Source organism: Micromonospora sp. NPDC023869 (genome assembly GCF_055559695.1).
In genome coordinates this window covers 761,728-786,962 of sequence record NZ_JBVHKD010000001.1, presented here as the reverse complement: position 1 = coordinate 786,962, position 25,235 = coordinate 761,728, and the positions used below count along the sequence as shown (strand labels likewise).

The following is a 25,235-nucleotide window of genomic DNA, read 5'->3' as shown; positions in this document are numbered from 1 at the left end:
ATCGTGACTGAACGATTCGTGGTGGTGGGTGCCGGCACCATGGGCCTCGGCATCGCGTACGTGGCGGCCGGCGCCGGCCACGCGGTGGAACTGGTCGAGGTGGACCGGGAACGCGGTGCGGAGGCCATGACCCGGCTCGCCGAGCTGTGGGACCGGGGCGTCCGGCGCGCCAAGCTGACCGTGGCGCAGGCCGCCGCGAACCAGGAACGCGTCACCCTGCGGGCGGGCCTCGCCGAGGTGGCTGCGGAACCACAGGTGATCGTGGAGGCGGTGCCGGAACGGCTCGACCTGAAGCGGGCCGTGCTGGCCGAGGCGGAGGCGCTGCACCCGGCCCTGCTCGGCAGTAACACCTCCAGCATCCCGATCGCCGAGCTGGCCCAGGGACTGCGTCGGCCCGAGCGCTTCTGCGGGCTGCACTTCTTCAACCCGGTCTGGGCGATGGCGCTGCTGGAGATCGTGGTCGGCGCGGCCACCGCGCCGGAGACCACCGCCGCCGCCGTCACGCTCGCCACCCGGCTGGGCAAGGACCCCGTGGTGGTACGCGACATGCCGGGTTTCGCCACCTCCCGGCTCGGGGTGGCCCTCGGTCTGGAGGCGATCCGGATGGTCGCCGACGGGGTGGCCGACCCGGCCGACATCGACAAGGCGATGGTGCTCGGCTACCGGCACCCGGTCGGGCCACTGGAGCTGACCGACCTGGTGGGTCTGGACGTACGCCTCGACATCGCCCGCACCCTCCAGGCCGCGTACGGGGACCGGTTCGCGCCACCGCCGCTGTTGGCGGAGATGGTGGCGGCCGGCCGGCTGGGTAAAAAGTCCGGGCAGGGTTTCTACCACTGGGTCGACGGCGTGCGTGTGGACGGCACGGCGCGGACCGAGGCGGGCGGCGCCTCCGCCGACTCGGCGGGGACGACCCGATGAGCGGCGGGCTGCGGGTCGAGGAACGCCCGGACCGGTTGGTGGTCACGCTGGACCGGCCGGAGAAGCGCAACGCCATCGACGCCGACCTGATCGCCGCGCTGCACGAGGTCTGCGCCGACCTGGAGGCCCGTCCCCGGATGCTGCTGCTGACCGGCGGCACCGACGGGATCTTCGCCGGTGGGGCCGACATCGGCCAACTGCGCGAGCGGGGCCGTCTGGACGCGCTGGCCGCGATCAACTCGGCCGCGTTTGCGCGGATCCGGTCGCTGCCGATGCCGACCGTGGCGGCCGTCGACGGTCCCGCGCTCGGCGGCGGCGCCGAACTGGCGTACGCCTGCGATCTCCGGGTGTGCACCGAGCGGGCGGTCTTCGGCCAGCCGGAGGTGCGGCTCGGCATCCTGGCCGGTGCCGGCGCGACGCACCGGCTACCGGCGCTGGTCGGCGAGGCCCGGGCCAAGGAGTTGTTGTTCACCGGTCGCCGGGTGGACGCCGCGGAGGCGTCCCGGATCGGTCTGGTCAACCGGGTGGTGTCGGGTCCGGAGGAGTTGTTGCCGGCCGCACACGAGCTGATCGACGAGATGGCGAAGGGCTCGGCGCTGGCGCTGCGGCTGACCAAGCTCGCCGTCGACGCACCGCCAGCCGCCCATCCGCACCTGGATCTGGTCAGCCAGGCGGTGCTCTTCGAGGACGACGAGAAGCACCGCCGGATGACGGAGTTCCTGGACCGGCGTCGCGGACGCTGAGACCGACCGCGAGACCACGACGGCCGCACCGGAACCCTCCGGTGCGGCCGTCGCTGTCGGATCGGTCAGCGGCCCATCGCGGCCAGCGGCACGTCGGCGTCCGCCAGGGCCCGGATCACCGCGGCCGACTCACTGAAGCCGATGATGAGTACGGCGTCGGCACCGAAGTCCTTGATCTGCTTGGCGCCGTCGTTGAAGTTGATCGGGGCGGCGTCGGCGCCCTCGCCCGGCTCGTAGCCGAGCAGCTTCACCTTGTCGCCGCCGAAACCGGCCCGCTCCAGCTCGGTCCGGACAGCCTCCTGGAGGCCCTCGCCGTAGGCGTCCTTGCGGGCCACGATGGCGATCTTCTGCGGCCCGTCGCGGAGGACCACGTCGGCCAACGCCCGACCCTGCAGGCTGTCCGGCGGCGCGGTGCGGAAGTAGAGACCGTTGTCGTCCGCGTCGGTCAGCGACGCGGCGGTGTTCGACGGGGAGAACAGGATGAGTCCGGCCCTCACCACGTCGGGCAGGACGGCAGCCGAGATCCCGGAAGCACCGGCGCCGATGATCACGTGCACCCCGGCGTCGACGTGGCTGGCGATCGTCCGCTTGGCGACCGTCGGGTCGGTGCCGTCGTCGCCGTCGATCCAGACCACGTCCTCGCCGAGCACACCGCCGGCCGCGTTGATCTCCTTGATCGCCAGCGCCACACCGGCTGCGATCGGCGGGTACGCCAGGGCCAGGTCGCCGGTCTTGGGCAGCAGACCGCCGAGGACGAGCGGCGCGGTGCTGGTCTGCCGGTTGCCGCGCGGCGGTGCCTTCGTGCTCGCGGCCGACTCGTCCCCGGCGCCGACGAACTCCGTCTTGGCGTCGTTGAGCTGCTGGTTGTCGAAGTGCAGGGTGGCGTAGCTGGCGGTGGCGGGCTCACCGGCGTCGGTGAACCCGGCGCGGGTGATCGAGACACTGCGGTACTCGATGTCGTCGCCGTCGCTGGCCAGGCGCAGGCACCGGGCGGGGGTCTCGCAGCGGGTGCCCTCGTTGGTGACGCCGACGATCTGCCGGGCGATGGCCGCCGGGTTGGTGCTGCCGGCGAGTTCCGTCGCGAGGGCGCTGATCACCACCGCGTCGTACGCCTCGGCGGCGTAAAGAAAGTCGGTCAGCCCCGAGTCGATGGACCGTAGCCGGTTCTTGAAGTCCTCCGGCAGCGGAGTCAGGGGGGTGGTGCCCTTCATGCCGTCGACCAGGTTGGCGCGATCCTGCAACTCTTCCGGATACGAGTTGAGCATGTTGCCGTCCGTACCGTAGAGGCGCACCTGGTCGGCGCTCGCCTCTTCGGCTTGGTCGTTCCCGCATGCGCTGGTGGCGAGCAGGAGGGTGGCGCAGGTGGCCAGGATTGCCGCCCGCGAGCCGCGTGACATGTGCATCGTCGTCCTTCCTACGGCGAAGGTCCGCTGCGCAGACTAACGTGCCGTGACGTTCGGTGGGACCGTGGAGGCCTGTCTATCCGCAGGTCGCCCTCACTAATTACGGAGAGTGACCTTCGACGGTTGCTTGACCGTGCCCCCTACCGTGCGGTGGGTGACCGACTCGCCACAGCAGACGTACGACGACGCCACCGCCATCCTCAGTTCGGCGCTCGACGGCGACTCCGACGGTGTGGTCGGGACATTCGACGCGGTGGTGGACCGGTCCGGTCTCGTCGGGGCGTACGACGTGGCGTGGTGTCTGGCCGCGACGATGGTCGGTGATCCGGTGCCGCCCGGTGCCTGTGCGCTCGACTTCCCCGACATCGACCAGGCCGAGTACGACGCCCGCTGGGTGGCCCGCTTCGTCAGCGCGTACGCCAACTCGGACCTGGACACGGCCCGCGCCCTGTTCGGTGCGGCGGTGGCCGACGGGCTGCTGCCGGAGTGCCTGCTGACCCTCGCCGGCTCGACGGTGGCCACCCTGCGGCACCGGGCCGTCTGAGCCGCGAGGCCCGACGGTGCCGGGTCACGTGCGCCGGAGAGTCCGGTGGAGGCGACGTGCTCAGGTGCCGGACTGGACCACCGTGGTGGCGTACCGGGACAGCAGCTCGTGCCAGCCGGCGGTCAGCGCCTGCCGGTAGCCTTCGGCGGCTTGGCCGTGCCGGTCGAAGTGCCGGTGCGCGACCTCGACCAGGGTGGTGTCGGCGCCTTCCGGCGTGAACAGCACCTCGACCTCGCTGGCCTGCGCCGGATCGGGCACCGGCGCGCGGTCCGCACCGATCTGCCAGGTGAACACCAGCCGTCGGGGCGGATCCCAGGTCAGCACCCGGCCCCAGTCGTTGCGGAAGCCGTAGGGACCGATCTCGTAGAGCATGCCGCCGGCCTGTTGCTCCATGCCCAACTCGGCCAGGGCCTCGGGGCCGGACCAGGTGTACTCCATCACCCACCAGTCGGCGAGCCTGCTGGTGAAGACCGCGTAGGCCTGCTCGGGGGTGGTCGGGACGACCAGGGTGCTGTGGATCGTGAACCGTTCGTGATCCTGCTGGATGTCGACCGGATCGGTAATCCCCTGTCCCATAGGCCCGGACCATACCGGCTGATGCCCGCGTGCGCAGCTTCCGGCAAGGCCGAGACCTGCCGGAAGATCCGTTTACGGGCTGATTCCGGTGCGCGGCGGACATCGGCGGATGGCGGCCCCCGGAGCGGGTATCCGCCGCGCGATGCCGCCCGGGGTGGTCCAGGCGGTGGGGCGGAGCGGAGACCATGGGCGAACAGCCACAGGAGTGGGTACCCGGTGCCGGACACCCGCACGAGCCGCGCCTCGGAACGGTGCACCGGGACCGTCCCGGCGGGGGCGGCGACGAGCCGGCGGGTGCGGAGCCGGACGTCCTGCTGGACGTGCCGAGGGTGTCGGTCGACTCGATCCGGCTCTCCGTCGACGGGCTGGACGCCGACCTCTCCCTGCGGGCCCGGGTGGCCGGCCTGCTGGAGATCGACGCCGGTGCCCGCGTCCACCTGGAGGGTGTGGATCTGGACGTCACCGGAGTACAGGCCCAGGCCCTGCTCAAGGTACGCCTGGAGAAGCTGGTCACGATTCTCGACCGCGCCCTCACCACGATCGACCACAATCCGCAGGTGATCGACGCGCCCCGTCGGACGGGTGGCGCGGAACAGTGGCCCGAGCCACCCGACCGTCCCGCCGCCCCGGTGAGCGGCCCGCCGACCGGGCGCCCCGGTCGGCGGGCGGGAGATTCGGGGGGCGAATCTTCGGGTCGCCTGGGCGGCGCTCCGATCGGGTCCGCTGGCGGCCCGGTGGGCGGCCCGGTGGGCGGCCCGGCGGTCGGCCCGGCGGTCGGGCAGGCCACGGACCGGGTGGGTGGATCGCCGGTCGGCCGGGGCGCAGGGCCGGAGGGGCAGGCGGTCGGTCAGACCGCCGACGGGCTCGTTGGCGCGCCGGATCCCGGGATCGGGCCGTCGGGTGGGGCCACTGACGACCTCGGGCAACAGGTGGGGGCGATCGGGGCGGTGGCCGACAGCGCACCGGGTGGTGCCGGCCGGGATCGAGGCGGGCCGGATCGGGGCAGGCCGCAGAACGGGCAGCGGGACAGGGCCGAGAAGGAGCCGGAGGCGGGCCGCGCGACACCGTCCGGACCGGAGACGTCGACGGCCCGCCAGTTGGCCGAGCAGACCGGGGAGAGCATCCTGCACGCGGGTCGCAGCGTGTGGGACGCGATCCAGAACGGATTGGCGCAACGCCGTCAGGACGACTGACCCGCATACCCGGGGAAAGCAAGACGCCGACCTGCGGATCCGCTGGTCGGCGTTGCTGTAGCCCGGCGAAAGGCTATGTGGCCAGGGGCGGGGTCGAACCGCCGACCTTCCGATTTTCAGTCGGACGCTCGTACCAACTGAGCTACCTGGCCGTGGTGCTCGGCTCATGCTACCCGTCCCACCGGGTCCCCGTCGGGAGGGTCACATGCCCCGATACGCAGAACGCCGCGCGAGGTGCGCGGCGTCAGCGCTTGCGGTCCTGACGGGACTTGAACCCGCGACCTCCGCCTTGACAGGGCGGCGAGCACTCCAACTGCTCCACAGGACCTAGCTGGTGTTGCATCCGACCGAAGTCGGACCGTGCCCCCAACGGGATTCGAACCCGTGCTACCGCCTTGAAAGGGCGGCGTCCTGGGCCGCTAGACGATGAGGGCGGCCCCGCTATCATTGCACATTCGCAACGTGAGCGGACTTGCTCCCATCCGGCCCCGCCGGAGGCTTGGAAAGCATACGTGATGTCTCACCGGTCGACCAAACCGGTATGGCTACAGCCACAAAGTCTCGCAAAATCGCAGCTCAGAGCGGTGTCTAATCGAGCTTGGTGATGCCGAGGTCGCGCTTCAGTGCGGCGATCACCTTGGTGCAGGCGGCGAGCGTGGCGGCCCGATTGCCGCCGCCGTCGTGCAGCAGCACCACCGCTCCGGGCTTGGCGGTGCGCTTCACTCGCTTCTCGATCGTGGCGGCGGTCGGCCTGGCCCAGTCCTGCGGGTCCACCGTCCAGTGCAGCGACCGCATGTCCAGCTTCTTGGCAACCCGGACCACCTCGGCGGTCCACCGGCCGCCGGGCTGGCGGTAGAACGGGATCTCCGCGTCGGGTACCGCCCGCCGGATCTCCTTGTTCGTCCGCACCAGGTCGGCGCGGATCTCGGCGACCGGACGCCGGGCGAGGTCGAGATCGTGATTCCAGCTGTGGTTGCAGAGCTGGTGCCCTTCCCGGACGATCCGCCGGAGCAGGTCGGGGTGCTTGCGGACCTGCTTGCCGACCACACAGAAGGTGGCGGTGACGCCGGCCTTCTTGAGGCGGTCCAGCACCTTGGGCGTCCAGGTCGGATCGGGCCCGTCGTCGAAGGTGAGAGCCACCCCCTCGGCTCCGGTGGTGCGGACCAGCCCGGCCGGCAGCTTGGCCGGCAGCGCCCGTAGCGGGGGCTTGGTCGGGGCCAGCGACGGCGACGGCGTCGGCTCCGGTGGCAGGGCGGCCGACGGAGGAGGGCTGGACGGGGACGCCTGGGGCGAGTCGCCGCCGCTGCCGCAGCCGGTGGCCAGCAGGACCAGGCTCGTGACACACGCGAGCAGAACACGGGTACGCATCGTTCGCTCCCGAGAGGGGTTCGGGTTCGACGGACTGCCCGACGCTAGTTCACCCGATTTGAGTGGACAAACGCCGGGTCAGGACGTCGCCGCTTTCCGTGCTGGCCGAAAGCCCTGAACACGTACAGAGAGCTGCAAAGACCCTGAAAATTTCGATCAGGACGCGGCCGGACGGTCGAGCGAATCGCGTACGGCGACGACGAGCGAGACCGCCTCGGTCAGATCGATCGGGCGGATCACCCCCGCCGGCAGGGTCTCGGCCCGCCAACCCGGCCCCGCCGCGAGCACCAGCAGGGGCCGGCGGGGAACGGTGAGCAGGGCGCTGAGCTGTGCGGGATCGGCCGTGGCCCGGGTGTGCGACCAGACCACCACGGCGGCCGGTCCGGTCCGGTCGATCGCGTCCAGCAGGGCCGCAACCGGGACCCGGGCACCGAGCATCCGGTGCCCGACACCGGCCTCGGTCAGCGCGGCGGCCAGCGCCTCCAGGGGCAGGCTGTGCTGCTCCTCGTCGGCGCAGGAGAGCAGGATGCGTGGCGGCCCGAGAGCGGGACGGGTGGCCGTCGCCGCGGCGAACGCCGCCGACACGCAACGCGACACCAGATGCTCCACCTCGATCAGCGCGGCGGTCGCGGCGTGCCGCTGCCCGATCCCGGCGAGCACCGGGCGCAGCAGTCTGTCCCAGGTGCCGATCACACCCTCGGTGGCCAGGCTGCGGGAGATCGCCTCGCTGATCGCGACCGAGTCCAGCCGCATCGCGGCGCGGGCCAGACCGCGCGCCGCCGGACCGGCACGGCCCACCGGGATGGTGTTGCCGCCGCCGTCCCGTGCGGTCCTCGACCGGGTGACGTCGTGCGCCGCCGTGGCCGGGGTCTGTCGGGCCCATCGTGCCGCCTCGGCCGGACTGACCCCCTCACCGGTGAGCCGTCGCATGACCTCCAGCCGGGCCAGGTCAGCTGCCGTGTAGCGGCGGTGGTGCCCGGGTACGTGCTCGCTGGGCCCGAGGCCGTAGCGTTGGTGCCAGGTGCGCAGCGTGGTCACCGCGACGCCGAGTCGCCGGGCGACCGCCCCCGCGCTCAGAGCCTCATCGGCCACCCGACCGCTCCGACCCGTCGCCGGCCGAGGCCGAAGGGTGCAGCAGGCGGTCCACCACCCCGGCCAGCCACGGCGCGTACGCGTCGGGGTCGCGGTCGAGCTCGGTGGTCAGCGCCGCAGGGTCGACCCAGCGCAGCTCGGCGACCTCGGCGGGCTCGGGTGTCAGTGGTGTGTCCGGCGAGAACTCGCCGCGCAGGACGTGGTCGTACTCGACCTCGACCCGACCGGTGGACGGATCCTCGGCGCGGTACACGTGCACCCCGACCTCGGTCAACGCCACCGGACCGACGCCGAGTTCCTCGTGCAACCGGCGGTTGGCGGACTCGGCGACGTCCTCGCCGGGCTGCGGGTGGCCGCAGCACGTGTTGGCCCAGCGCAGCGGGAACCGTGTCTTAGCCGCGGCCCGGCGCTGGAGCAGGATCCGGCCGTCCGGCGAGACGAGCAGCACCGAGAAGGCGCGGTGCAGTTGACCGGGAGTCTGGTGGGCGGCGGCCACGGTGGCCGACCCGATCCGTCGGCCCGCGTCGTCGACCAGCTCGACCAGGTGAGCTTCCCGCGACAGTGACATCAGAGCCATCCTTCGTTCACCGGCCGTCGCCGGTGATGCGGCCGGCGGCCAGCTTGCCCGAGATGAGCACCATAGGCACTCCGACGCCGGGCTGCGTGCCCGAGCCGACGAAGACCACGTTGGACAGTGACGGGTGCAGGTTGGACGGGCGGAACGGGCCGGTCTGGAACAGGGTGTGCGCGGCGGCGAACGGGGTGCCGGCGGCCATGCCCTGCTCCGCCCACTCGGCCGGGGTGACCGCCCGGAGCACCTCGACACCCGCGCCGAAGCCGACGTAGCCGCGTTCCTCGAGGGTGGCGATGAGCTGGTCGGAATACCGGGCGGTGAGGTCGCCCCGCCACTCGAAGGGCGCCCGTTCCAGGTTGGGCACCGGGGCGAGCACGTAGTAGGTGTGCCGCCCGGCGGGCGCGACCGACGGGTCCGTCCGGCTCGGGTTGGTGACCAGCAGGGACGGGTCGGTCATCAGCTCGCCGCGCCGGATGACCTCGTCGAACGTGCCCTTCCAGGCACGCCCGAAATGGATGTTGTGGTGCGCGATGCGCCGGTAGCCCTGGGTCGAGCCGACGTGCAGCACGACGCAGGACGGCGAGTAGGTCAGTCGGCGCTGCCGGGTCGCCGGCAGCAGGTCGCGGTAGGCCACCGGCAGGTCGGGGTTGAGGACCACCACGTCGGCGGGGGCGAACTCGCCGTCGGCGGTCAGCACGCCGGTGGCCCGGCCGTTGGCGGTCTCCACCCGGGTCACCGTGGTGCCGTACCGGATCTTGACGCCGTGCTTCTCGGCGGCACCGGCCAGCCCCCGGGAGACCGCGTGGATGCCGCCGCGCGGGAAGTAGACCCCGGCGACCGAGTCGAGGTACGCGATGACCGCGTAGATGGCCAGCGCGTCGTGCGGGGCGAGGCCGGCGTACATCGCCTGGAAGGAGAAGATGCGCCGGGTACGCGGGTCGCGGAAGAACTGGTCGATCTTGGTCTGGAGTCGCCGGAAGGCGCCGGTGGCGACCAGCTTGAGCAGGTTGGCGGTGAGCAGGTCGGTGGGGGCGTCGAGGTTGCGCTCGATGAAGTCGGCCCGCTCCAACCGCCACAGGTTGCGGGCGAATTCGACGAACCGCAGGTAGCCGTCGGCCTCGCGGGGCCCGCAGACCCGGGAGATCTCCGCCGCCATCCGGGCGGTGTCGGTCACCACGTCGAGCGTGGAGCCGTCCGGGTAGTAGGCGCGGTACGCCGGGTCGAGCGGCATCAGGTCGACCCAGTCGGACAACTCCTCGCCCACCGCGCCGAGCGCCTCGGCGATCAGGTCGGGCATGGTGAGCACGGTGGGACCGGTGTCGAACTCGTAGCCGTCCACGCTGAGCCGCCCGGCTCGTCCGCCCGGCACCGGCTCACGTTCCAGCAGGGTCACCTGCCGTCCGCTGCCGGCCAGGTGCAGCGCGCAGGCCAGGCCGCCGAGACCCGCCCCGACGACCACCACCCGATCCGTACGTCCGTCCACGGTCCGCACCGAAAATCTCCCCATCATGCCCTCCGGTGAGTGGCCACCGCCGCGAGACCGGCCAGCGCCACCCGCGCGGTCTCGTCCACGGCGACGGTGTCGAGCGCCGCCAGGGCCTCCTCGACCCGCTCGTCGATCATCCGCTCGATCCGGTCCACCGCGCCGGTGTCGACGACCACCTCGGCCAGCCGGGCGACCTGGGGCCCGGTGACCGGGTCGCCGGTGCCGTCCAGCTCCCGAAGTTGGGCCGGAGTGGCCATCTCCCGGGCCAGTACGAGCAGCGCGGTCGGCTTGCCGGTGCGCAGGTCGTCACCGGCCGGCTTGCCGGTGGTGACCGGGTCGCCGTACACGCCGAGCAGGTCGTCGCGGAGCTGGAACGCCTCCCCGACGCAGAGGCCGTAGGCGGTGTACGCCGCGGTCAGGCGGTCGTCGTCGGTGACGCCGGCCAGGCTGGCGCCGAAGAGGAGCGGGCGCTGGACGGTGTAGCTGGCGGTCTTGTAGCGGGCCACCCGCAGCGCCCGGTCGACCGACCAGCTCTCCGGGTCGGCCTCGCCGAGGATGTCGAGGTACTGCCCGGCGACCGTCTCCACCCGCATCCGGTCGTACCCGCGGCGTACCGCGAGCAGTCGGCCCGGGGGCAGGGCGGCGCGAGACAGCAACTGGTCGGCCCAGACCATGCAGAGGTCGCCGATCAGCACCGCGACGGCCTCCCCGAAGCGGCCCGAGTCGCCGTTACGGCCGGCGGCGGCGTGCTGGGCGGCCACCGCCATGTGCGCGGTGGGTCGGCCGCGTCGGGTGGCGGAGGCGTCCATCACGTCGTCGTGCACCAGCGCGAAGGTGTGCAGCAGCTCCAACGTGGCCAGTGCGGGCAGCACCGGGGCCAGCGGTTCGTCGCCGCCAGCCGCGCCGCGCCATCCCCAGTAGGCGAACGTCGGGCGGACCCGCTTGCCACCGGCGAGGACGTAGTCACGTGCGGTCGCGGCGAAACCGCCCATCGCCGCGTCGATTTCCGCCAGCGCGTCGACCTCGGCGGTCAGGAAGTCGGTGAGGGTCTCGTCGACGGCGGTCACGAGATCCCGGGTGTAAGCGGCAAGAACGGCCCGGATCGGATCGTCGTCCCCGACCGGCTGCTCAGGCGCCACGCGAAGCAGGTTACCGGTAAGTCGGTCGCTGGCCATGCGGCTGAGCGTACCCTAAGGTTTCAAGTTGCGTCGATTGGTGCGTCGATTTTCGAGGAGGGCCCGTGGAGACGGATCTCAACGCCGCCTACGAGAGGTGCCGTGAGCTGCACAAACGCCACGGGCGTACCTACTATCTCGCCACCCGCCTACTACCCGCATGGAAACGGCGTCATGTGCACGCCTTATATGGATTCACTCGGTACGCGGACGAGATCGTCGACCAGACAGAGGCGCTGCCCCCGCCGGCCCGTGCCGCCCGGCTGGACGACTGGGGCGGCCGGTTCATCGCCGGACTGCACGGCGAGCAGGTCGACGACCCGCTGCTGCCGGCGGTGCTGCACACCATCGCCGTGTTCGACCTGGACCGGGAGGACTTCGCCGCGTTCCTCAAGAGCATGGCGATGGACCTGACCGTGACCTCGTACCGCACCTACGCCCACCTGCTGGACTACATGGAGGGCTCGGCGGCGGTCATCGGCACCATGATGCTGCCCATCCTGGGTAGCTCCGCCCCGGTGGCGGCTCGGGAGCCGGCCCGCCAACTGGGCTTCGCGTTCCAGCTCACCAACTTCATCCGGGACGTCGCCGAGGACCTGGACCGGGGCCGGACGTACCTGCCGGAGGAGGACCTGGAGACCTTCGGGGTGACCCGCGAGGACCTGCTGGCCTGCCGAGCGGCGGGTCGGACCATCGAGCCGGTGCGGGAGTTGATCCGGCACGAGGTGGGCCGTGCGCAGACCCACTACGCCGCCGCCGCAACGGGGGTGCTGCTGCTCGACCCCGCCTCGCAGGCCTGCATCCGCACCGCGTACGCGCTGTACGGCGGGATCCTCGACGAGGTCGCCGCCCAGGACTACGACGTGTTCGTCCGGCGGGCCACCGTGCCCCGGCGACGCCGGATGGCGGTCGCCTCCCGTGCCCTGCTCACCCCGGCCGGCACGCCGGTCGAGCTACCCGGGCCCCGGCTGCGGTGAGCGGGCGTACCGCCGTCGTGCTGTTCACCCGCGACCTGCGGGTGCACGACCACCCGGCGCTGGCGACGACCTGTGCCGCCTTCGACCGGGTGGTGCCGTTGTACGTGCTGGACCCGGTGCTGGCGCGACTGTCGCCCAACCGCACCCGCTTCCTGCACCAGAGCCTCGCCGACCTGCGTGACGCGCTGCGCCGGCTCGGCGGCGACCTGGTGCTGCGGCACGGCGACCCGGTGGCCGAGACGATCCGGCTGGCCGGGGAGGTGGGTGCCGAGGCGGTGGCGCTGTCGGCCGACGTCTCCCGGTACGCCACCCGGCGAGCCGACCGGCTGCGTGCCGAGTGCGACCGGCACCGGCTGCACCTGCGCTTCTTCCCCGGTCTGACGGTGGTCGAGCCGGGGGCGACGAAGCCGAGCGGTGGTGACCACTACCGGGTGTTCAGCCCGTACCACCGGGCCTGGAGCGGGCAGCGGTGGCGCGACGAGCTGGCCGCGCCGTCCCGGGTGTCGCTGCCGGGCGGGGTCTCGGTGGGCCGCCTGCCGGCGCTGCCCGACGGTGAGTCGCCGGACGCGGCGGTGGGCGGCGAGACGGAGGCGCGGCGTCGGCTCGACCGGTGGATGCCGCACCTGGCCGACTACGGCGACCGGCACGACGACATGGCAGGTGATGTCACCTCCCGGATCAGCCCCTACCTGCGGTTCGGCTGCGTGTCGCCGCTGAGTGTGGCGAACCGGGCCGGTGACCCCGCGTCGCCGTTCGTCCGGCAGATCTGCTGGCGGGACTTCTACTACCAGGTCACCGCCGCCTTCCCGGACATCTCCCGGACGGCCTACCGGCGCGGCGTCACCGAGCAGTGGCGGTACGACGACGACGCGATCGCGGACTGGACGGTGGGGCGCACCGGCGTGCCGATCGTGGACGCCGGGATGCGGCAGTTGCGGGCGGAGGGCTGGCTGCACAACCGCGCCCGCCTGATCACCGCCGGCTACCTGACCAAGTCGCTCGGCCTGGACTGGCGCGGCGGCTTGGCGGTCTACTCCCGATGGCTGCTCGACGGGGACGTGGCGAACAACTCGGGCAACTGGCAGTGGGTGGCCGGCACCGGCAACGACACCCGGCCGTACCGGGGGTTCAACCCGATCCGGCAGGCCGAACGGTACGACCCGGAGGGCGCGTACGTGCGGCGGTGGGTGCCGGAGCTGGCGGCGGTGTCCGGCAAGGCGGTGCACCAGCCGTGGCGGCTGCCCGAGGCGCTTCGCGGCGACCTGGACTATCCACCGCCCACAGCGGCGCACGCGGTGGATCCGGTCTGGCTGCGCTGAGACGGTCCGCGTGGCCGGGTGGTCGGCGGGCGGGCGGTGCGCGATGCTGACGGGATGGCGGAGCCGGAAGTGGTGGACGTGGTCGTGCTCGGGCTCGGTGTCGGCGGTGAGGAGGTGGCCGGGCGACTCGCCGAGGCCGGTCTCACCGTGGTCGGCGTCGAGCGGAACCTGGTCGGCGGGGAGTGCCCGTACTGGGGCTGCATCCCGAGCAAGATGATGATCCGCGCGGCGAACGCGCTGGCCGAGGCGCGGCGGGTCGACGGGCTGGCCGGCACCGCCCAGGTCCGGCCGGACTGGGCACCGGTGGCGCAGCGGATCCGCCAGGAGGCCACCGACGACTGGGACGACCGGGCCGCCGTGGAGCGCCTCACCGGCAAGGGCGGGCGCTTCGTCCGGGGTAGCGGCCGGCTCGACGGGCCGGGCCGCGTCCGGGTCGGCGACCGGGTCTTCCAGGCCCGGCACGGGATCGTGCTGGGCACCGGCACCGCGCCGTCGGTGCCGCCGATCGAGGGGCTGGCCGGTACGCCGTACTGGACGAACCGGGAGGCCATCGAGGTCGAGGAGTTGCCCGAGTCGCTGCTGGTGCTGGGCGGCGGGGCGATCGGCCTGGAGTTGTCCCAGGTGTTCGCCCGGTTCGGCGTACGCGTCACCGTGGTCGAGGCGTTCGACCGGGTGCTCGCGGTGGAGGAGCCGGAGGCGTCCGCGGTGGCCGCCACCGCGCTGCGCGCCGACGGAGTCGAGATCCACACCGGGGTACGCGCGGCCCGGGTCGCGCACGGCCCGGACGGGTTCACCCTGCACGGCGCGGACGGCGCGGAGTTCACCGCCGAGCGGCTGCTGGTGGTGACCGGCCGCCGCGCCCACCTCGACGAGTTGGGGCTGGACACGGTCGGGGTCGACGCGAGCCGTCGGTATCTGGCCGTGGACGACCGGCTGCACGTCACCGACGGGATCTGGGCGGTCGGCGACGTGACCGGTGAGGGCGCGTTCACCCACATCGCCATGTACCAGGCGTCCATCGTGGTCGCCGACCTGCTCGACCACGTCCGGCGGGCGGACGGCGGCGCGGACCCCAGCGGCACCTCCAGTGTGGTCGGTGGCGCGGTCGGCGTGGCCAGTTCGTTGGCGGCCACCGGGTCGAGCGGCGGGGCCGGGTCGGTGCCCCGCGCCGACTACCGGGCCCTGCCCCGGGTCACCTTCACCGACCCGGAGATCGGTGCGGTCGGTCTCACCGAGCAGCAGGCCCGGGAACGCGGCATCAACGTGCAGGTCGGCTTCACCGAACTCGCCTCGTCCACCCGGGGGTGGATCCACCGCACCGAGGGCGCCGGGTTCATCAAGCTGGTCGCCGACGCGGACCAGGGGGTGCTGGTCGGCGCCACCTCGGCCGGACCGGCCGGTGGCGAGGTGCTCTCCGGTCTGGCGGTGGCGGTGCACGCGGCGGTGCCGTTGGCACAGCTCCGGCACATGATCTACGCGTACCCGACCTTCCATCGGGCGGTGTCCGAAGCGTTGCGCGATCTGGGCTCCTGATCTGACGTCGCACGTCAGTACGCGACAGATGACTGTTCTGTTTTTGCAGTCATGGGACGTAGGATTGCGGCCGTGACGAAACGGTTGACCGAGGTGGCCCGCAAGGCGGGCGTCAGCGAAGCCACCGTGAGTCGGGTGCTCAACGGCCGCGGTGGCGTGGCCGAGGCGACCCGGACCGCGGTGCTCACCGCCCTGGACGTGCTCGGCTACGAGCGCCCGAGCAAGTTGCGCGGCGAACGCGCCCGGCTGGTGGGGCTGGTGCTGCCCGAGCTGCAGAACCCGATCTTCCCGGCGCTCGCCGAGGTGGTCACCGGGTCGCTGGCGCAACGCGGGTTCACCCCCGCGCTCTGCGCCCGGACGATCGGCGGGGTCTCCGAGTCGGCGTACGTGGAGATGCTCCTCGACCACCAGGTCTCCGGGGTCATCTTCGCCGGTGGCTCGTACGCGTTGGCCGACGCCTCGCACGAGCACTACCGCCGACTGACCGATCGGGGCCTACCGGTGGTGCTGGTCAACGCCGGTGTCGACGAGCTGGGCTTCCCCCGGGTCTCCACCGACGACGCGGTCGCGGTCGAGCAGGCGTACGGCCACCTGCGCTCGCTCGGGCACGAGCGGATCGGCCTGGTGCTCGGTCCGGAGGACCACGTGCCGTCGCGACGCAAGCTGGCCGCCCTGGGACGGGTCGCCGGGTGGGGCGACGACACCGAGTTAGTGGCGCGGTCCAGCTTCTCCATGGAGGGCGCCCGGGTCGCCGCGAGCAAACTGGTCGACCGTGGCGTGACCGGGGTGATCTGTGCCAGCGACGTGCTGGCCCTCGGCGCGATCCGCGCGGTCCGTCGGCTCGGCCGCTCGGTGCCGCGCGACGTCTCGGTGGTCGGCTTCGACGACTCCGCGTTCATGACCTGCACCGATCCGCCGCTGACCACGGTGCGCCAGCCGATCGAGACCATGGGGCAGGCCGCCGTGGACCTGCTGGTGACCCAGATCGAGGGCGGCGGCGTGTTCACCGACGAGTTGCTCTTCGAGCCGGAGCTGGTGGTACGCGGCTCGACCGCGCCCGCGCCCGGCCGCTGATCCCGCCCTCCGGTCCGGGACGTCGGTCCCGGCCGACACCCACTGTCCGGTAACCCGCACGACCCGAGAGGCCGCCGACCGCTGCTCGCGGTCGGCGGCCTCTGTCGTTGGGGTCCGCGAGGAGCTGTGTCGGCATCTCTCGACGCAGTGTCGCTGAATTTCATTGTTTGATCGAAACCTTGCTGAGTTGAGTCGCCCTCGCTACAGTGACTCCACTCACACCCGGCCCCCGGTCAGTTACACGGGGTCAGGACACCGATCAGCAGCAGGCATCGCGGTGGTGATCACCGCGGCTCAGCGAACTTCACGGCGACACTTCGTTCCCCCGAAGGGATGGACAGATGTCCGTACCGCAGTACCGGAAGGCTGCGGCGTTGGCGCTCGTGGCCGGGCTCAGCCTCACGGCGTGCTCCACCAAGAGCGACGACGCCGGTGACGACGCGAGCGGCAAGGTCACCATCACCGTCGACTGTCAGCCGGTCGGCGCGCAGAAGGAGTTGCTCCAGAACTGGAACGCGGACGTCGCCGAGTTCCAGCGGCAGAACCCCGACATCGTGGTCAAGAGCGTCAGCGTCGGCGAGCAGTGCAACAACCCGCCGGACTTCACCGCCCGCCTGGCCGGCGGCACGGTGACCGACGTGTTCTACGGGTACATGACCGATCTCCAGCAGGTGCTCGACTCCGGCCAGGCGATGGACATCACCGAGCACGCCACCGCCGAGACGGTCCCGACCTGGGACAGCGTCGACCCGGCGCTCAAGGAGGTCTTCACCGACGACGGGAAGCTCTACGCCGTCCCGGTGAAGAACTACTCGATGGGCCTGGTCTACAACAAGGTGCTGTTCCAGCAGGCCGGGCTGGACGTGAACAACCCGCCCAAGACGTGGGGCGAAGTCCGGGAGGCGGCCAAGAAGATCTCCGCGCTGGGCGGGGGGATCGCCGGGTACGCCGAGTACAGCGCTGGCAACACCGGCGGCTGGCACTTCACCGCCCTGCTCTATTCGCAGGGCGGCCAGGTGCTGACCGAGGACGGCACGAAGGCCGCCTTCAACAGCCCGCAGGGCCGCCAGGTCCTGCAGAACCTCAAGGACATGCGGTACGGCGACGACAGCATGGGCGACCGCCAGTTGCTCCAGTGGGGCGACCTGCTGACCAACGCCGGTGCGGGCAAGGTCGGCATGTTCGTCGGCGCACCCGACGCCACCCAGGCGATCGTCAGCCAGTTCCAGGGCAAGTTCGAGGACTGGGCGATGGCACCGCTGCCCGGCCAGGACGGCACGGCGCTGGGCACGCTCGGCGGCGGCGAAGGCTACTTCTTCAAGAAGGACCTCACCCCGGAGCAGGTCAGGGCCGGTCTGAAGTGGATCGCGTACCAGAAGCTGACGCCGGGCAAGGGGCAGTTCGACTACGCCCGGGCCAAGCCGCAGAACTACCCGGTCGGCCTGCCGCAGCCGCTGCTGTTCACCAACGGCAGCGACGCCCAGAAGCAGGAACTCGACCTGCGGAAGGCGAACGCGAACGTGGACACCGCGAACTTCGCCATCTTCGAGGCGAACCCGGTCCCGATCAAGGGCGAGCCGCGCAACGCACAGGCGATCTACGCGGTCCTGGACGCCGCGATGTCCGGGGTGCTCACCAACCGGAACGCCGACATCGACGCGCTGCTCAAGACGGCCGAGGACAAGGTCAACCAACTCCTCGCCGCGCAGGGCTGACCCGCACGGGTGGGGGTCGGCCAACCGGCCCCCACCCGCACCACCGCCGTACCACCCGGTCGTCCCACCCCACCAGGAGTTGCCTTGGCGATCACCGCTGCCCCGGCCGCCACCCGAGCCCCGGGGCGTACCCCCTCACCGGCCCCGGCCGGGCCGGCGCGATCGAGCCTCGGCCGCAAGGTCCGGGACAACCTCACCGGGCACGCGTTCCTGATCGGTGCGGTGCTCTGCTTCGCGGTCTTCTCCTGGTATCCGATGGTCCGCGGTGTGGTGATGAGCTTCCAGCGCACCCGGCGCGGCGAGACCACCTGGGTCGGCTGGGACAACTACCTGCGCATCCTCGACGACCCCAGCTTTTGGACGGCCTGGCAGAACACCTTCTATTTCACCGGCCTCGCGCTCGTCCTCGGGTACGCGGTGCCGTTCTTCGTGGCGATCCTGCTCAACGAGTTCCGGCACGCCCAGGGATACCTGCGGATCCTGGTCTACCTGCCGGTGATGCTGCCGCCCGCCTCGGCCCTGTTCCTGTTCAAGTTCTACGCGTACGACCCCGGCGACGCCGGTCTGTTCAACGCGATCCTCAAGGGGCTGGGCCTGCCGACCTCACAGTGGATGCAGTCCCCGGAGATGACCGTGCCCGCCATGGTCATCGCGTCCACCTGGATGAACATGGGCAGCGCGGTGCTGATCTATCTGGCCGCCCTGCAGAACATCCCGGGGGAGCTGTACGAGGCCGCCGAACTGGACGGCGCCGGGATCTGGCGACGCATCCGGCACGTCACCATCCCGCAGACCCGACTGATCCTCGCCCTGCTGGCGATGCTCCAGATCGTCGCCACCATGCAGCTCTTCATCGAGCCGCTGATCCTGGCCAACGGCGCGGGCGCGGAGGACTCGGCGACCTCGGTCGCGTACCTGATCTATCAGCACGGGTTCTTCCAGAACGACCTCAACGGTGCCGCCGCACTCGGCGTGATCATGCTCGTCGTGCTGGCCGGCTTCTCCGCCGTCTACCTGCGGCTGACCGCCAAACAGGACTAGGACACGCCATGGCACAGGACTCCGGCACCCGTACCCTCATCTCGCAGGCGCAACTCCGGCGCGGCCCCGGCCGCGCGATCTACTGGACGCTGCTCGCCGTCGTGGTCGTCGGCTTCACGCTGGTCTTCCTCGGTCCGCTCTACTGGATGGTCACCGGCGCGCTCAAGTCCGGCCAGGAGATCGCGCAGACCCCGCCGACGCTGGTCCCGCAGGACCCGCAGTGGCGCAACTACGTCGACGCGTGGCACCACCTGGCCCTGGCCAAGCTGCTGTTCAACACGTTCTACTACGCGGCCGGTGCGGTGCTGTTCCAGCTCGTCTTCGACACCGCCGCGGCGTACTCGCTGTCGAAGCTGCGGCCGGTGCTCGGCTCCGCGATCCTCGGCCTGATGCTGGTCACGCTGATGATCCCGGCGATGGTCCTGATCGTCCCGCAGTACGTGACCGTGATCGACCTGCCGATCCTGAACATCAGCCTGCTCGACTCGCCGTTCGCGATTTGGCTGCCACTGGTCGCCAACGCCTTCAACATCTTCCTGCTCAAGCGGTTCTTCGACTCGATTCCGGAGGACCTGATGTCGGCGGCCCTGGTGGACGGGGCGACGCCGCTGCGCACCCTCTGGTCGATCGTGCTGCCGATGTCCCGTCCGATCCTCGGCGTGGTCTCAATCTTCGCGGTGACCGCCGTCTGGAAGGACTTCCTCTGGCCGAAGCTGGTCATGCCCTCGCCGGAGACCCGGACGGTCAGTGTCGGCATCTACGCCTTCGCCGGCGGTACGCCGATGAACGTGGTGATCGCCGCCTCGGTGATCGCCGCGATCCCGACGGTGGTCATCTTCCTGATCTTCCAACGGAACATCATGTCCGGCCTGACCACCGGCGGACTCAAGGGCTAACCCCCCAAACGCAGAAAGCAGGTGCTCGTGTCCCCAGCAGACAGCGGTCCGTGGTGGCGAGGCGCGGTGATCTACCAGGTGTACCCCCGGAGCTTCGCCGACGGCAACGGTGACGGCATCGGCGACGTGGCCGGCATCCGATCCCGGCTGGGTCACCTCGCCGCGCTCGGTGTCGACGCGATCTGGTTCAGCCCCTGGTATCCCTCGCCGATGGCCGACGCCGGCTACGACGTGGCCGACTACCGCGACATCGACCCGGTCTTCGGCACGCTGGGTGAGGTGGAGGCGCTGATCGCCGAGGCGCACGCGGCCGGCATCCGGACCATCGTCGACGTGGTCCCGAACCACTGCTCCGACGCGCATCCCTGGTTCCGGGCCGCCCTGGCCGGCGGACCGGACGCCCCCGAGCGGGACCTGTTCTGGTTCCGCCCGGGACGAGGCCCCGACGGAGACCGACCCCCGACCGACTGGGTCGGCGAGTTCGGCGGCCCCACCTGGACCCGGACCACCGACCCGGACGGCCGCCCCGGTGACTGGTACCTGCACCTGTTCGCCCCGGAGCAGCCGGACTTCAACTGGGACCATCCCCGGGTCCGCGCCGAGTTCGAGGACGTCCTGCGGTTCTGGTTCGACCGGGGCGTGGACGGCATCCGGATCGACTCCGCCGGGCTGCTGGTCAAGGACGCCACGCTGCCCGAGGTGACGGCGGACCGGCCGCACCCGTTCCACGACCTCGACGGGGTGCACGAGATCTACCGGGACTGGCGGCGGATCGCGGACGGCTACCCGGGGGAGCGGGCGCTGATCGGGGAGGTGTGGCTGCCGGACCGGCAGCGGTTCGCCGCCTACCTGCGGCCGGACGAACTGCACGCGGCGTTCAACTTCGACTTCCTCGGCTGCGCCTGGGACGCCGCCGCGCTGCGCGAGAGCATCGACGGCACGCTGCACGCCCACGCACCCGTCGGCGCGCCGGCCACCTGGGTCCTCTCCAACCACGACGTCACCCGGCACGTCACCCGATACGGCCGGGCGGACACCACGTTCAGCTTCGCCGCCAAACGCGAGGGCGTCCCGACCGACCTGGAGTTGGGCACCCGGCGGGCCCGCGCCGCCGCGCTGTTGTCCCTGTCGCTACCCGGTGCCGCCTACGTCTATCAGGGCGAGGAGTTGGGGCTGTGGGAGGTCGAGGACATCCCGTACGAGCTGCGTCAGGACCCGATGTGGGAGCGGTCCGGGCGGGTCGACCCGGGCCGGGACGGCTGCCGCGTACCCCTGCCGTGGTCCGGTGAGTCGCCGCCGTTCGGCTTCGGTCCGGACGGTGCGCAGGCCACGCCGTGGCTGCCGCAACCGGCCGACTGGAAGGACCGCACCGCCGAGGCGCAGGCCGGTGACGACCGGTCGATGCTGGAGCTGTACCGGACCGCCATCGCCGTCCGCCGGGGCGAACCGGCGCTCGGCGACGGCCCGATGGCCTGGCTGCCCGCCCCGGACGGGGTGCTGGCGTTCCGGCGGGACCCCGGTTTCGCCTGCGTGGTGAACCTCTCCCCGGTGGCGGTGCCGCTGCCGCCGCACGCCGAGCGGCTGCTCGCCAGCGGCCCGCTCGACGACGACCTGCTGCCGCCGGACACCGCCGTCTGGCTGCGGACCGCGCCCGAATCCGCCTAGCCCCGCGCCCGGCGTCGGCGGCTTCGTCCCGCCGTCGACACCGGCCACGGGCCGACACCGACGAGGAGGTGACCGCAACACCGGCACCACCACGGGGGGACCTGGCCACCTGAGGAAAGGGAGAGCGCCGCTCATGGCCGACCACACCGTCCCGCACCACCCCCACCCACCCGGACACCGGTTCCGTACCGCGCTGGCCGCCCTCACCGGCACCGCCCTCGCCGCCGCCTGCATCTCGGTCGTCACCGTCGCCGGGACCGCGACCCCGGCGCGCGCCGCCGGGCTCAGTCCGTTCGACATCGTCGGTCGGGGCGCCACCGTCGCGTTCGTCGAGCACGAGGCCGAGAACGCCGCCCACACCGGCACCCGGATCGGCCCGGACCGCCGCTATGGCACGCTGCCGTCGGAGGCCAGCGGCCGGGAGGCGGTCACCCTCGACGCGGTCGGGGAGTACGTCGAGTTCACCCTCACCGCACCCGCGAACGCGGTGACGTTCCGCTACAGCCTGCCGGACAACGCCGCTGGCACCGGCCGGGACGCCACGATCGACCTGCGGGCCAACGGCACGCTGGTCAAGCCCGTGCCGGTGACCTCGAAGTACGGCTGGTACTACGGCGGTTACCCGTTCAACAACAACCCCGGCGACGTCAACCCGCACCACTTCTACGACGAGGCCCGGACCCTGTTCGGCACCACCTACCCGACCGGTACGAAGATCAGGCTCCAGGTCTCGTCGACCGCGCAGTCCCCGACGTTCACCATCGACCTGGCCGACTTCGAGCTGGTCGCCGCGCCGATCACCAAGCCGGCGAACGTGCTCGACGTGGTCACCGACTTCGGTGCCGACCCGACCGGCGCGACCGACTCCACCGCCCGCTTCCAGGCCGCCGTCGACGCCGGAAAGGCCCAGGGGCGTACGGTCTGGATCCCGCCGGGCACCTTCACCCTCTGGGACCACGTGGTGGTCGACGGGGTGACCCTGCGCGGGGCGGGCCCGTGGCACTCGGTGCTCGGCGGCCGGCACCCCACCGACCGCAAACGGGCCGCCGGCATCTACGGAAAGTACGTCACCGGCGGCGGATACCGGGGCGAGATCCGGCCGCACGAGGCCGGCGGACCCAGCCGCAACGTGGTGCTGCGTGACTTCGCCATCATCGGTGACATCCGGGAAAGGGTCGACGAGGACCAGGTGAACGCCATCGGCGGGGCGATGTCGGACTCGGTGGCGGACAACCTCTGGCTCCAGCACACCAAGGTCGGCGCGTGGATGGACGGGCCGATGGACAACTTCACCATCCGCAACAGCCGGATCCTGGACCAGACCGCCGACGGGGTGAACTTCCACTGGGGAGTCACCAACTCGACGGTGACCAACACCTTCGTCCGCAACACCGGCGACGACGCGCTGGCGATGTGGGCGGACACCGTGCCGAACGTGGGCAACTCGTTCGCCCGCAACACCATCGGCGTGACCGTCCTCGCCAACCACCTGGTCACGTACGGCGGCCGGGACATCCGGATCACCGACAACGTGACCGCCGACTCGGTCACCAACGGTGGTGGCATCCACGTGGCCAACCGGTACACCGGAGTGCAGGGGCCGACCGCCGTGGCCGGCACGATCACCGTGGCGCGCAACACCCTGATCCGGAACGGCAACTCCGACTACAACTGGCGGTTCGGGGTCGGCGCGATCTGGTTCTCCGCGTTGAACGAGCCGCTCCAGGGCGCGTCGATCCAGGTCAGCGACACCGACATCCTGGACAGCTCGTACGCGGCGCTGCACTGGATCGAGGGCGCCAGCAGCGGCATCAGCTTCAGCAACGTCCGCATCGACGGCACCGGCACGTACGCGCTCCAGGTGCAGGCACCGAGCCAGGTCTCCTTCACCAACGTACGCGCCACCGGTGTCGCCCAGCCCAACCCGATCCACAACTGTGTGGGCAGCGGCTTCCAGATCACCCAGGGCGCCGGCAACTCCGGTTGGTACACCGCCAACCCGTACTGCGGTCCGTGGCCGGAGCCGCAGTGGGGTGGCGGCCCGACGAGCCCCCCGCCCACCACGCCGCCGCCGACCCCGCCGCCGACCACGACCCCGCCGCCTTCCGGCGGGAACCTGGCCCAGGGACGGCCGGTCGTCGCGTCCAGCCACAACCAGACCTACCAGGCGGGCAACGCGGTGGACGGCAACGCGGGCACGTACTGGGAGAGCGTCAACTACGCCTTCCCGCAGACGCTCACCGTCGACCTCGGGACCGCCCGTCGGGTGGGTCGGGTGGTGCTCAAGCTGCCGCCGTCGTCGGCCTGGCAGACGCGTACCCAGACGGTGTCGGTGCTCGGCTCGACCGACGGCACCACCTGGACCACGCTCGCCGCCTCGGCGGGCCGCACCTTCGACCCGGCCACCGGCAACACGGTGTCGATCGGCCTGTCCACCGGTGACCGCCGGTTCGTGCGGCTCAGCGTCACCGGCAACACCGGCTGGCCGGCGGCGCAGATCGCCGAGTTCGAGGTCCACGCCACCTGACCCGTGGGCGGGCCCCGCACGCCGAAGCGGGGACCCGCCCACGCCGCAAGAGCGCCACCCGGTAACGCCTCTCCACATCCCCGGAAGAAGGTGTCGATCCGCCATGTCCAGATTCCGTACCCGGCTGACCGCCGTGCTCGTCGCGGTCGGTCTCGTCCTCACCGCCGCGCCCGCCCCACCCGCCGCCGCAGCCGGTGGGCCCAACCTGGCCGCCGGTCGCGCGGCCACCGCCAGCAGCGTCAACGGCTCGTTCGTCGCGGCCAACGTCACCGACGGCAACGCCGGCACCTACTGGGAGAGCAGTGGCGCCCTCCCGCAGTGGGTGCAGGTCGACCTCGGCTCCGCCCACTCCGTCGACCAGGTCAAGCTGAAGCTGCCGACCGGCTGGGAGGCCCGCACCCAGACGCTGTCGGTGCAGGTCAGCACCACCGGCAGCGCCTTCGCCACGATCGTCGGTTCGGCGGGCCGTGCCTTCAGCCCGGCCGGCGGCAACACCGTCACCCTCGACTTCCCGGCCACCAGCACCCGGTACGTGCGAATCGCGATCACCGCGAACAGCGGCTGGCCCGCCGCGCAGCTTGCCGAGTTGGAGGTGTACGGCGCGGTCGCGTCGTCGGCCAACCTGGCGGCCGGTCGGAGCATGTCCGCCAGCGGCCACGCCGACGTCTACGTCGCCGCCAACGCCAACGACGGCAACCAGGCCAGCTACTGGGAGAGCCCGAACAACGTCTTCCCGCAGTGGATCCAGGTGGACCTGGGCGCCACGGTCACCGTCGACCGGCTGGTGCTCAAGCTGCCCGCCGGCTGGGGGGCGCGTACCCAGACGGTGACCGTGCAGGGCAGCACCACCGGCACGAGCTTCACCACCCTGGTCGCCTCCGCCGGGTACGCCTTCAACCCGGCGGCCAACAACACGGTGACCGTCACCGTCGGCTCGGCCGCGACCCGCTACGTCCGGCTGCTGGTCACCGCGAACACCGGCTGGTCGGCGGGACAACTGGCCGAGCTGGAGGTGTACGGCCCGGCCACCGGCGACAACCAACCGCCGTCCGCGCCGACGAACCTGGCGTTCACCCAGCCGGGGGGTGGGCAGGTGCGGTTGACGTGGTCGGCGTCGACGGACAACGTCGGGGTGACCGGGTACGACGTGTATGCCAACGGTGCGCTGCGGGCGAGTGTGTCGGGTACGACGCTGGCGTACACGGACACGCAGTCGGCGGGTGCGACGGTGTCGTACTTCGTGCGGGCGAAGGACGCGGCGGGCAACGTCTCCGCGAACAGCAACACCGTCACCCGCACCGGCAGCTCCGGCGACACCCAACCGCCGTCCGCGCCGACGAACCTGGCGTTCACCCAGCCGGGGGGTGGGCAGGTGCGGTTGACGTGGTCGGCGTCGACGGACAACGTCGGGGT

Annotated in this window: 20 protein-coding genes, 3 tRNA genes and 1 pseudogene; 14 read left to right on the top strand and 10 right to left on the bottom strand. The window is 71.7% G+C overall.

From position 1 onward, the window contains the following. Positions 1-3 precede the first annotated feature (3 nt). Together ACZ31C_RS03335 and ACZ31C_RS03330 are read left to right on the top strand one after the other, a co-directional pair. A complete protein-coding gene (locus ACZ31C_RS03335) occupies positions 4-921 on the top strand; it encodes a 3-hydroxyacyl-CoA dehydrogenase family protein (RefSeq protein WP_465793990.1) in 918 nt (305 codons plus the stop codon). Next, a complete protein-coding gene (locus tag ACZ31C_RS03330; RefSeq protein WP_350697569.1) occupies positions 918-1,664 on the top strand; it encodes an enoyl-CoA hydratase/isomerase family protein in 747 nt (248 codons plus the stop codon). Before ACZ31C_RS03335 ends, ACZ31C_RS03330 begins: the two co-directional genes overlap by 4 nt. Positions 1,665-1,729: 65 nt before the next feature. Here the strand turns inward: ACZ31C_RS03330 and ACZ31C_RS03325 are convergent, their stop codons facing one another. Continuing rightward, positions 1,730-3,067 carry an ABC transporter substrate-binding protein gene (locus ACZ31C_RS03325; RefSeq protein WP_465793989.1) on the bottom strand — a complete coding sequence of 446 codons (1,338 nt, stop codon included), beginning with the start codon at positions 3,065-3,067 and terminating at the stop codon, positions 1,730-1,732. Between the two features lie 154 nt (positions 3,068-3,221). Here ACZ31C_RS03325 and ACZ31C_RS03320 point away from each other — a divergent pair, with 154 nt between their 5' ends. Next, on the top strand, positions 3,222-3,611 hold the full coding sequence (locus ACZ31C_RS03320) for a hypothetical protein (protein WP_465793988.1): 390 nt from the start codon (positions 3,222-3,224) through the stop codon (positions 3,609-3,611). A 60-nt stretch (positions 3,612-3,671) separates the two neighbouring features. On the opposite strand, the gene ACZ31C_RS03315 is transcribed toward ACZ31C_RS03320, so the two are convergent. Further along, positions 3,672-4,187, bottom strand: a complete 516-nt coding sequence (locus tag ACZ31C_RS03315) for an SRPBCC family protein (RefSeq protein WP_465793987.1) — start codon at positions 4,185-4,187, stop codon at positions 3,672-3,674. 185 nt (positions 4,188-4,372) lie between these two features. Here ACZ31C_RS03315 and ACZ31C_RS03310 point away from each other — a divergent pair, with 185 nt between their 5' ends. Further along, entirely contained in the window at positions 4,373-5,380 is a 1,008-nt protein-coding gene (locus ACZ31C_RS03310; protein WP_465793986.1) for a hypothetical protein, read from the top strand. 78 nt (positions 5,381-5,458) lie between these two features. Here the strand turns inward: ACZ31C_RS03310 and ACZ31C_RS03305 are convergent. The 8 genes from ACZ31C_RS03305 to ACZ31C_RS03270 all read right to left on the bottom strand — a co-directional run bounded on the left by ACZ31C_RS03305 (position 5,459) and on the right by ACZ31C_RS03270 (position 11,075). Beyond that, positions 5,459-5,532: transfer RNA gene (locus ACZ31C_RS03305), tRNA-Phe, on the bottom strand. 102 nt (positions 5,533-5,634) lie between these two features. Then, positions 5,635-5,708: transfer RNA gene (locus tag ACZ31C_RS03300), tRNA-Asp, on the bottom strand. A gap of 33 nt (positions 5,709-5,741) precedes the next feature. After that, a tRNA-Glu gene (locus tag ACZ31C_RS03295) sits at positions 5,742-5,814 on the bottom strand. A gap of 154 nt (positions 5,815-5,968) precedes the next feature. Beyond that, positions 5,969-6,748 carry a polysaccharide deacetylase family protein gene (locus tag ACZ31C_RS03290; protein WP_465793985.1) on the bottom strand — a complete coding sequence of 260 codons (780 nt, stop codon included), beginning with the start codon at positions 6,746-6,748 and terminating at the stop codon, positions 5,969-5,971. A 156-nt stretch (positions 6,749-6,904) separates the two neighbouring features. After that, the gene (locus ACZ31C_RS03285; RefSeq protein WP_465793984.1) at positions 6,905-7,840 is read right to left on the bottom strand and encodes a MerR family transcriptional regulator; all 936 of its coding nucleotides are present in this window, start codon (positions 7,838-7,840) and stop codon (positions 6,905-6,907) included. Further along, on the bottom strand, positions 7,830-8,408 hold the full coding sequence (gene idi / locus ACZ31C_RS03280) for an isopentenyl-diphosphate Delta-isomerase (protein WP_350697562.1): 579 nt from the start codon (positions 8,406-8,408) through the stop codon (positions 7,830-7,832). Before idi ends, ACZ31C_RS03285 begins: the two co-directional genes overlap by 11 nt. Before the next feature lie 16 nt (positions 8,409-8,424). Further along, a complete protein-coding gene (crtI, locus tag ACZ31C_RS03275; RefSeq protein ID WP_465793983.1) occupies positions 8,425-9,906 on the bottom strand; it encodes a phytoene desaturase family protein in 1,482 nt (493 codons plus the stop codon). A gap of 14 nt (positions 9,907-9,920) precedes the next feature. Continuing rightward, on the bottom strand, positions 9,921-11,075 hold the full coding sequence (locus ACZ31C_RS03270; RefSeq protein WP_449944149.1) for a polyprenyl synthetase family protein: 1,155 nt from the start codon (positions 11,073-11,075) through the stop codon (positions 9,921-9,923). A gap of 65 nt (positions 11,076-11,140) precedes the next feature. Between ACZ31C_RS03270 and ACZ31C_RS03265 the strand changes: the two genes are divergently transcribed. The 10 genes and pseudogenes from ACZ31C_RS03265 to ACZ31C_RS03220 all read left to right on the top strand — a co-directional run. After that, positions 11,141-12,052, top strand: coding sequence for a phytoene/squalene synthase family protein (locus tag ACZ31C_RS03265; RefSeq protein ID WP_465793982.1), 912 nt, complete (start codon positions 11,141-11,143; stop codon positions 12,050-12,052). Further along, entirely contained in the window at positions 12,049-13,371 is a 1,323-nt protein-coding gene (locus tag ACZ31C_RS03260) for a cryptochrome/photolyase family protein (protein ID WP_465793981.1), read from the top strand. Before ACZ31C_RS03265 ends, ACZ31C_RS03260 begins: the two co-directional genes overlap by 4 nt. A gap of 54 nt (positions 13,372-13,425) precedes the next feature. Further along, positions 13,426-14,904, top strand: coding sequence for a dihydrolipoyl dehydrogenase family protein (locus ACZ31C_RS03255; RefSeq protein ID WP_465793980.1), 1,479 nt, complete (start codon positions 13,426-13,428; stop codon positions 14,902-14,904). 72 nt (positions 14,905-14,976) lie between these two features. Then, on the top strand, positions 14,977-15,978 hold the full coding sequence (locus ACZ31C_RS03250; protein WP_465793979.1) for a LacI family DNA-binding transcriptional regulator: 1,002 nt from the start codon (positions 14,977-14,979) through the stop codon (positions 15,976-15,978). A gap of 341 nt (positions 15,979-16,319) precedes the next feature. Further along, positions 16,320-17,693 carry an ABC transporter substrate-binding protein gene (locus ACZ31C_RS03245; protein ID WP_465793978.1) on the top strand — a complete coding sequence of 458 codons (1,374 nt, stop codon included), beginning with the start codon at positions 16,320-16,322 and terminating at the stop codon, positions 17,691-17,693. Between the two features lie 84 nt (positions 17,694-17,777). Continuing rightward, the gene (locus ACZ31C_RS03240) at positions 17,778-18,734 is read left to right on the top strand and encodes a carbohydrate ABC transporter permease (protein WP_465793977.1); all 957 of its coding nucleotides are present in this window, start codon (positions 17,778-17,780) and stop codon (positions 18,732-18,734) included. 8 nt (positions 18,735-18,742) lie between these two features. Continuing rightward, complete coding sequence (locus tag ACZ31C_RS03235; RefSeq protein ID WP_465793976.1) at positions 18,743-19,630, top strand: carbohydrate ABC transporter permease; 888 nt, start codon at positions 18,743-18,745, stop codon at positions 19,628-19,630. A gap of 27 nt (positions 19,631-19,657) precedes the next feature. After that, a complete protein-coding gene (locus ACZ31C_RS03230) occupies positions 19,658-21,295 on the top strand; it encodes a glycoside hydrolase family 13 protein (protein WP_465793975.1) in 1,638 nt (545 codons plus the stop codon). A gap of 133 nt (positions 21,296-21,428) precedes the next feature. Further along, a complete protein-coding gene (locus ACZ31C_RS03225) occupies positions 21,429-23,822 on the top strand; it encodes a discoidin domain-containing protein (protein WP_465793974.1) in 2,394 nt (797 codons plus the stop codon). 103 nt (positions 23,823-23,925) lie between these two features. Next, a pseudogene (locus tag ACZ31C_RS03220) lies at positions 23,926-25,235 on the top strand (discoidin domain-containing protein); the annotation flags it as partial.

Bases quoted from the DNA above. Each gene is read 5' to 3' on its own strand.
- ACZ31C_RS03270 (WP_449944149.1), bottom strand. From the start codon at position 11,075: ATGGCCAGCGACCGACTTACCGGTAACCTGCTTCGCGTGGCGCCTGAG.
- ACZ31C_RS03315 (WP_465793987.1), bottom strand. From the start codon at position 4,187: ATGGGACAGGGGATTACCGATCCGGTCGACATCCAGCAGGATCACGAA.
- ACZ31C_RS03255 (WP_465793980.1), top strand. From the start codon at position 13,426: ATGGCGGAGCCGGAAGTGGTGGACGTGGTCGTGCTCGGGCTCGGTGTC.
- ACZ31C_RS03310 (WP_465793986.1), top strand. From the start codon at position 4,373: ATGGGCGAACAGCCACAGGAGTGGGTACCCGGTGCCGGACACCCGCAC.
- ACZ31C_RS03245 (WP_465793978.1), top strand. From the start codon at position 16,320: ATGTCCGTACCGCAGTACCGGAAGGCTGCGGCGTTGGCGCTCGTGGCC.
- ACZ31C_RS03325 (WP_465793989.1), bottom strand. From the start codon at position 3,067: ATGCACATGTCACGCGGCTCGCGGGCGGCAATCCTGGCCACCTGCGCC.
- idi (WP_350697562.1), bottom strand. From the start codon at position 8,408: ATGTCACTGTCGCGGGAAGCTCACCTGGTCGAGCTGGTCGACGACGCG.
- ACZ31C_RS03330 (WP_350697569.1), top strand. From the start codon at position 918: ATGAGCGGCGGGCTGCGGGTCGAGGAACGCCCGGACCGGTTGGTGGTC.
- ACZ31C_RS03235 (WP_465793976.1), top strand. From the start codon at position 18,743: ATGGCACAGGACTCCGGCACCCGTACCCTCATCTCGCAGGCGCAACTC.
- ACZ31C_RS03225 (WP_465793974.1), top strand. From the start codon at position 21,429: ATGGCCGACCACACCGTCCCGCACCACCCCCACCCACCCGGACACCGG.
- ACZ31C_RS03290 (WP_465793985.1), bottom strand. From the start codon at position 6,748: ATGCGTACCCGTGTTCTGCTCGCGTGTGTCACGAGCCTGGTCCTGCTG.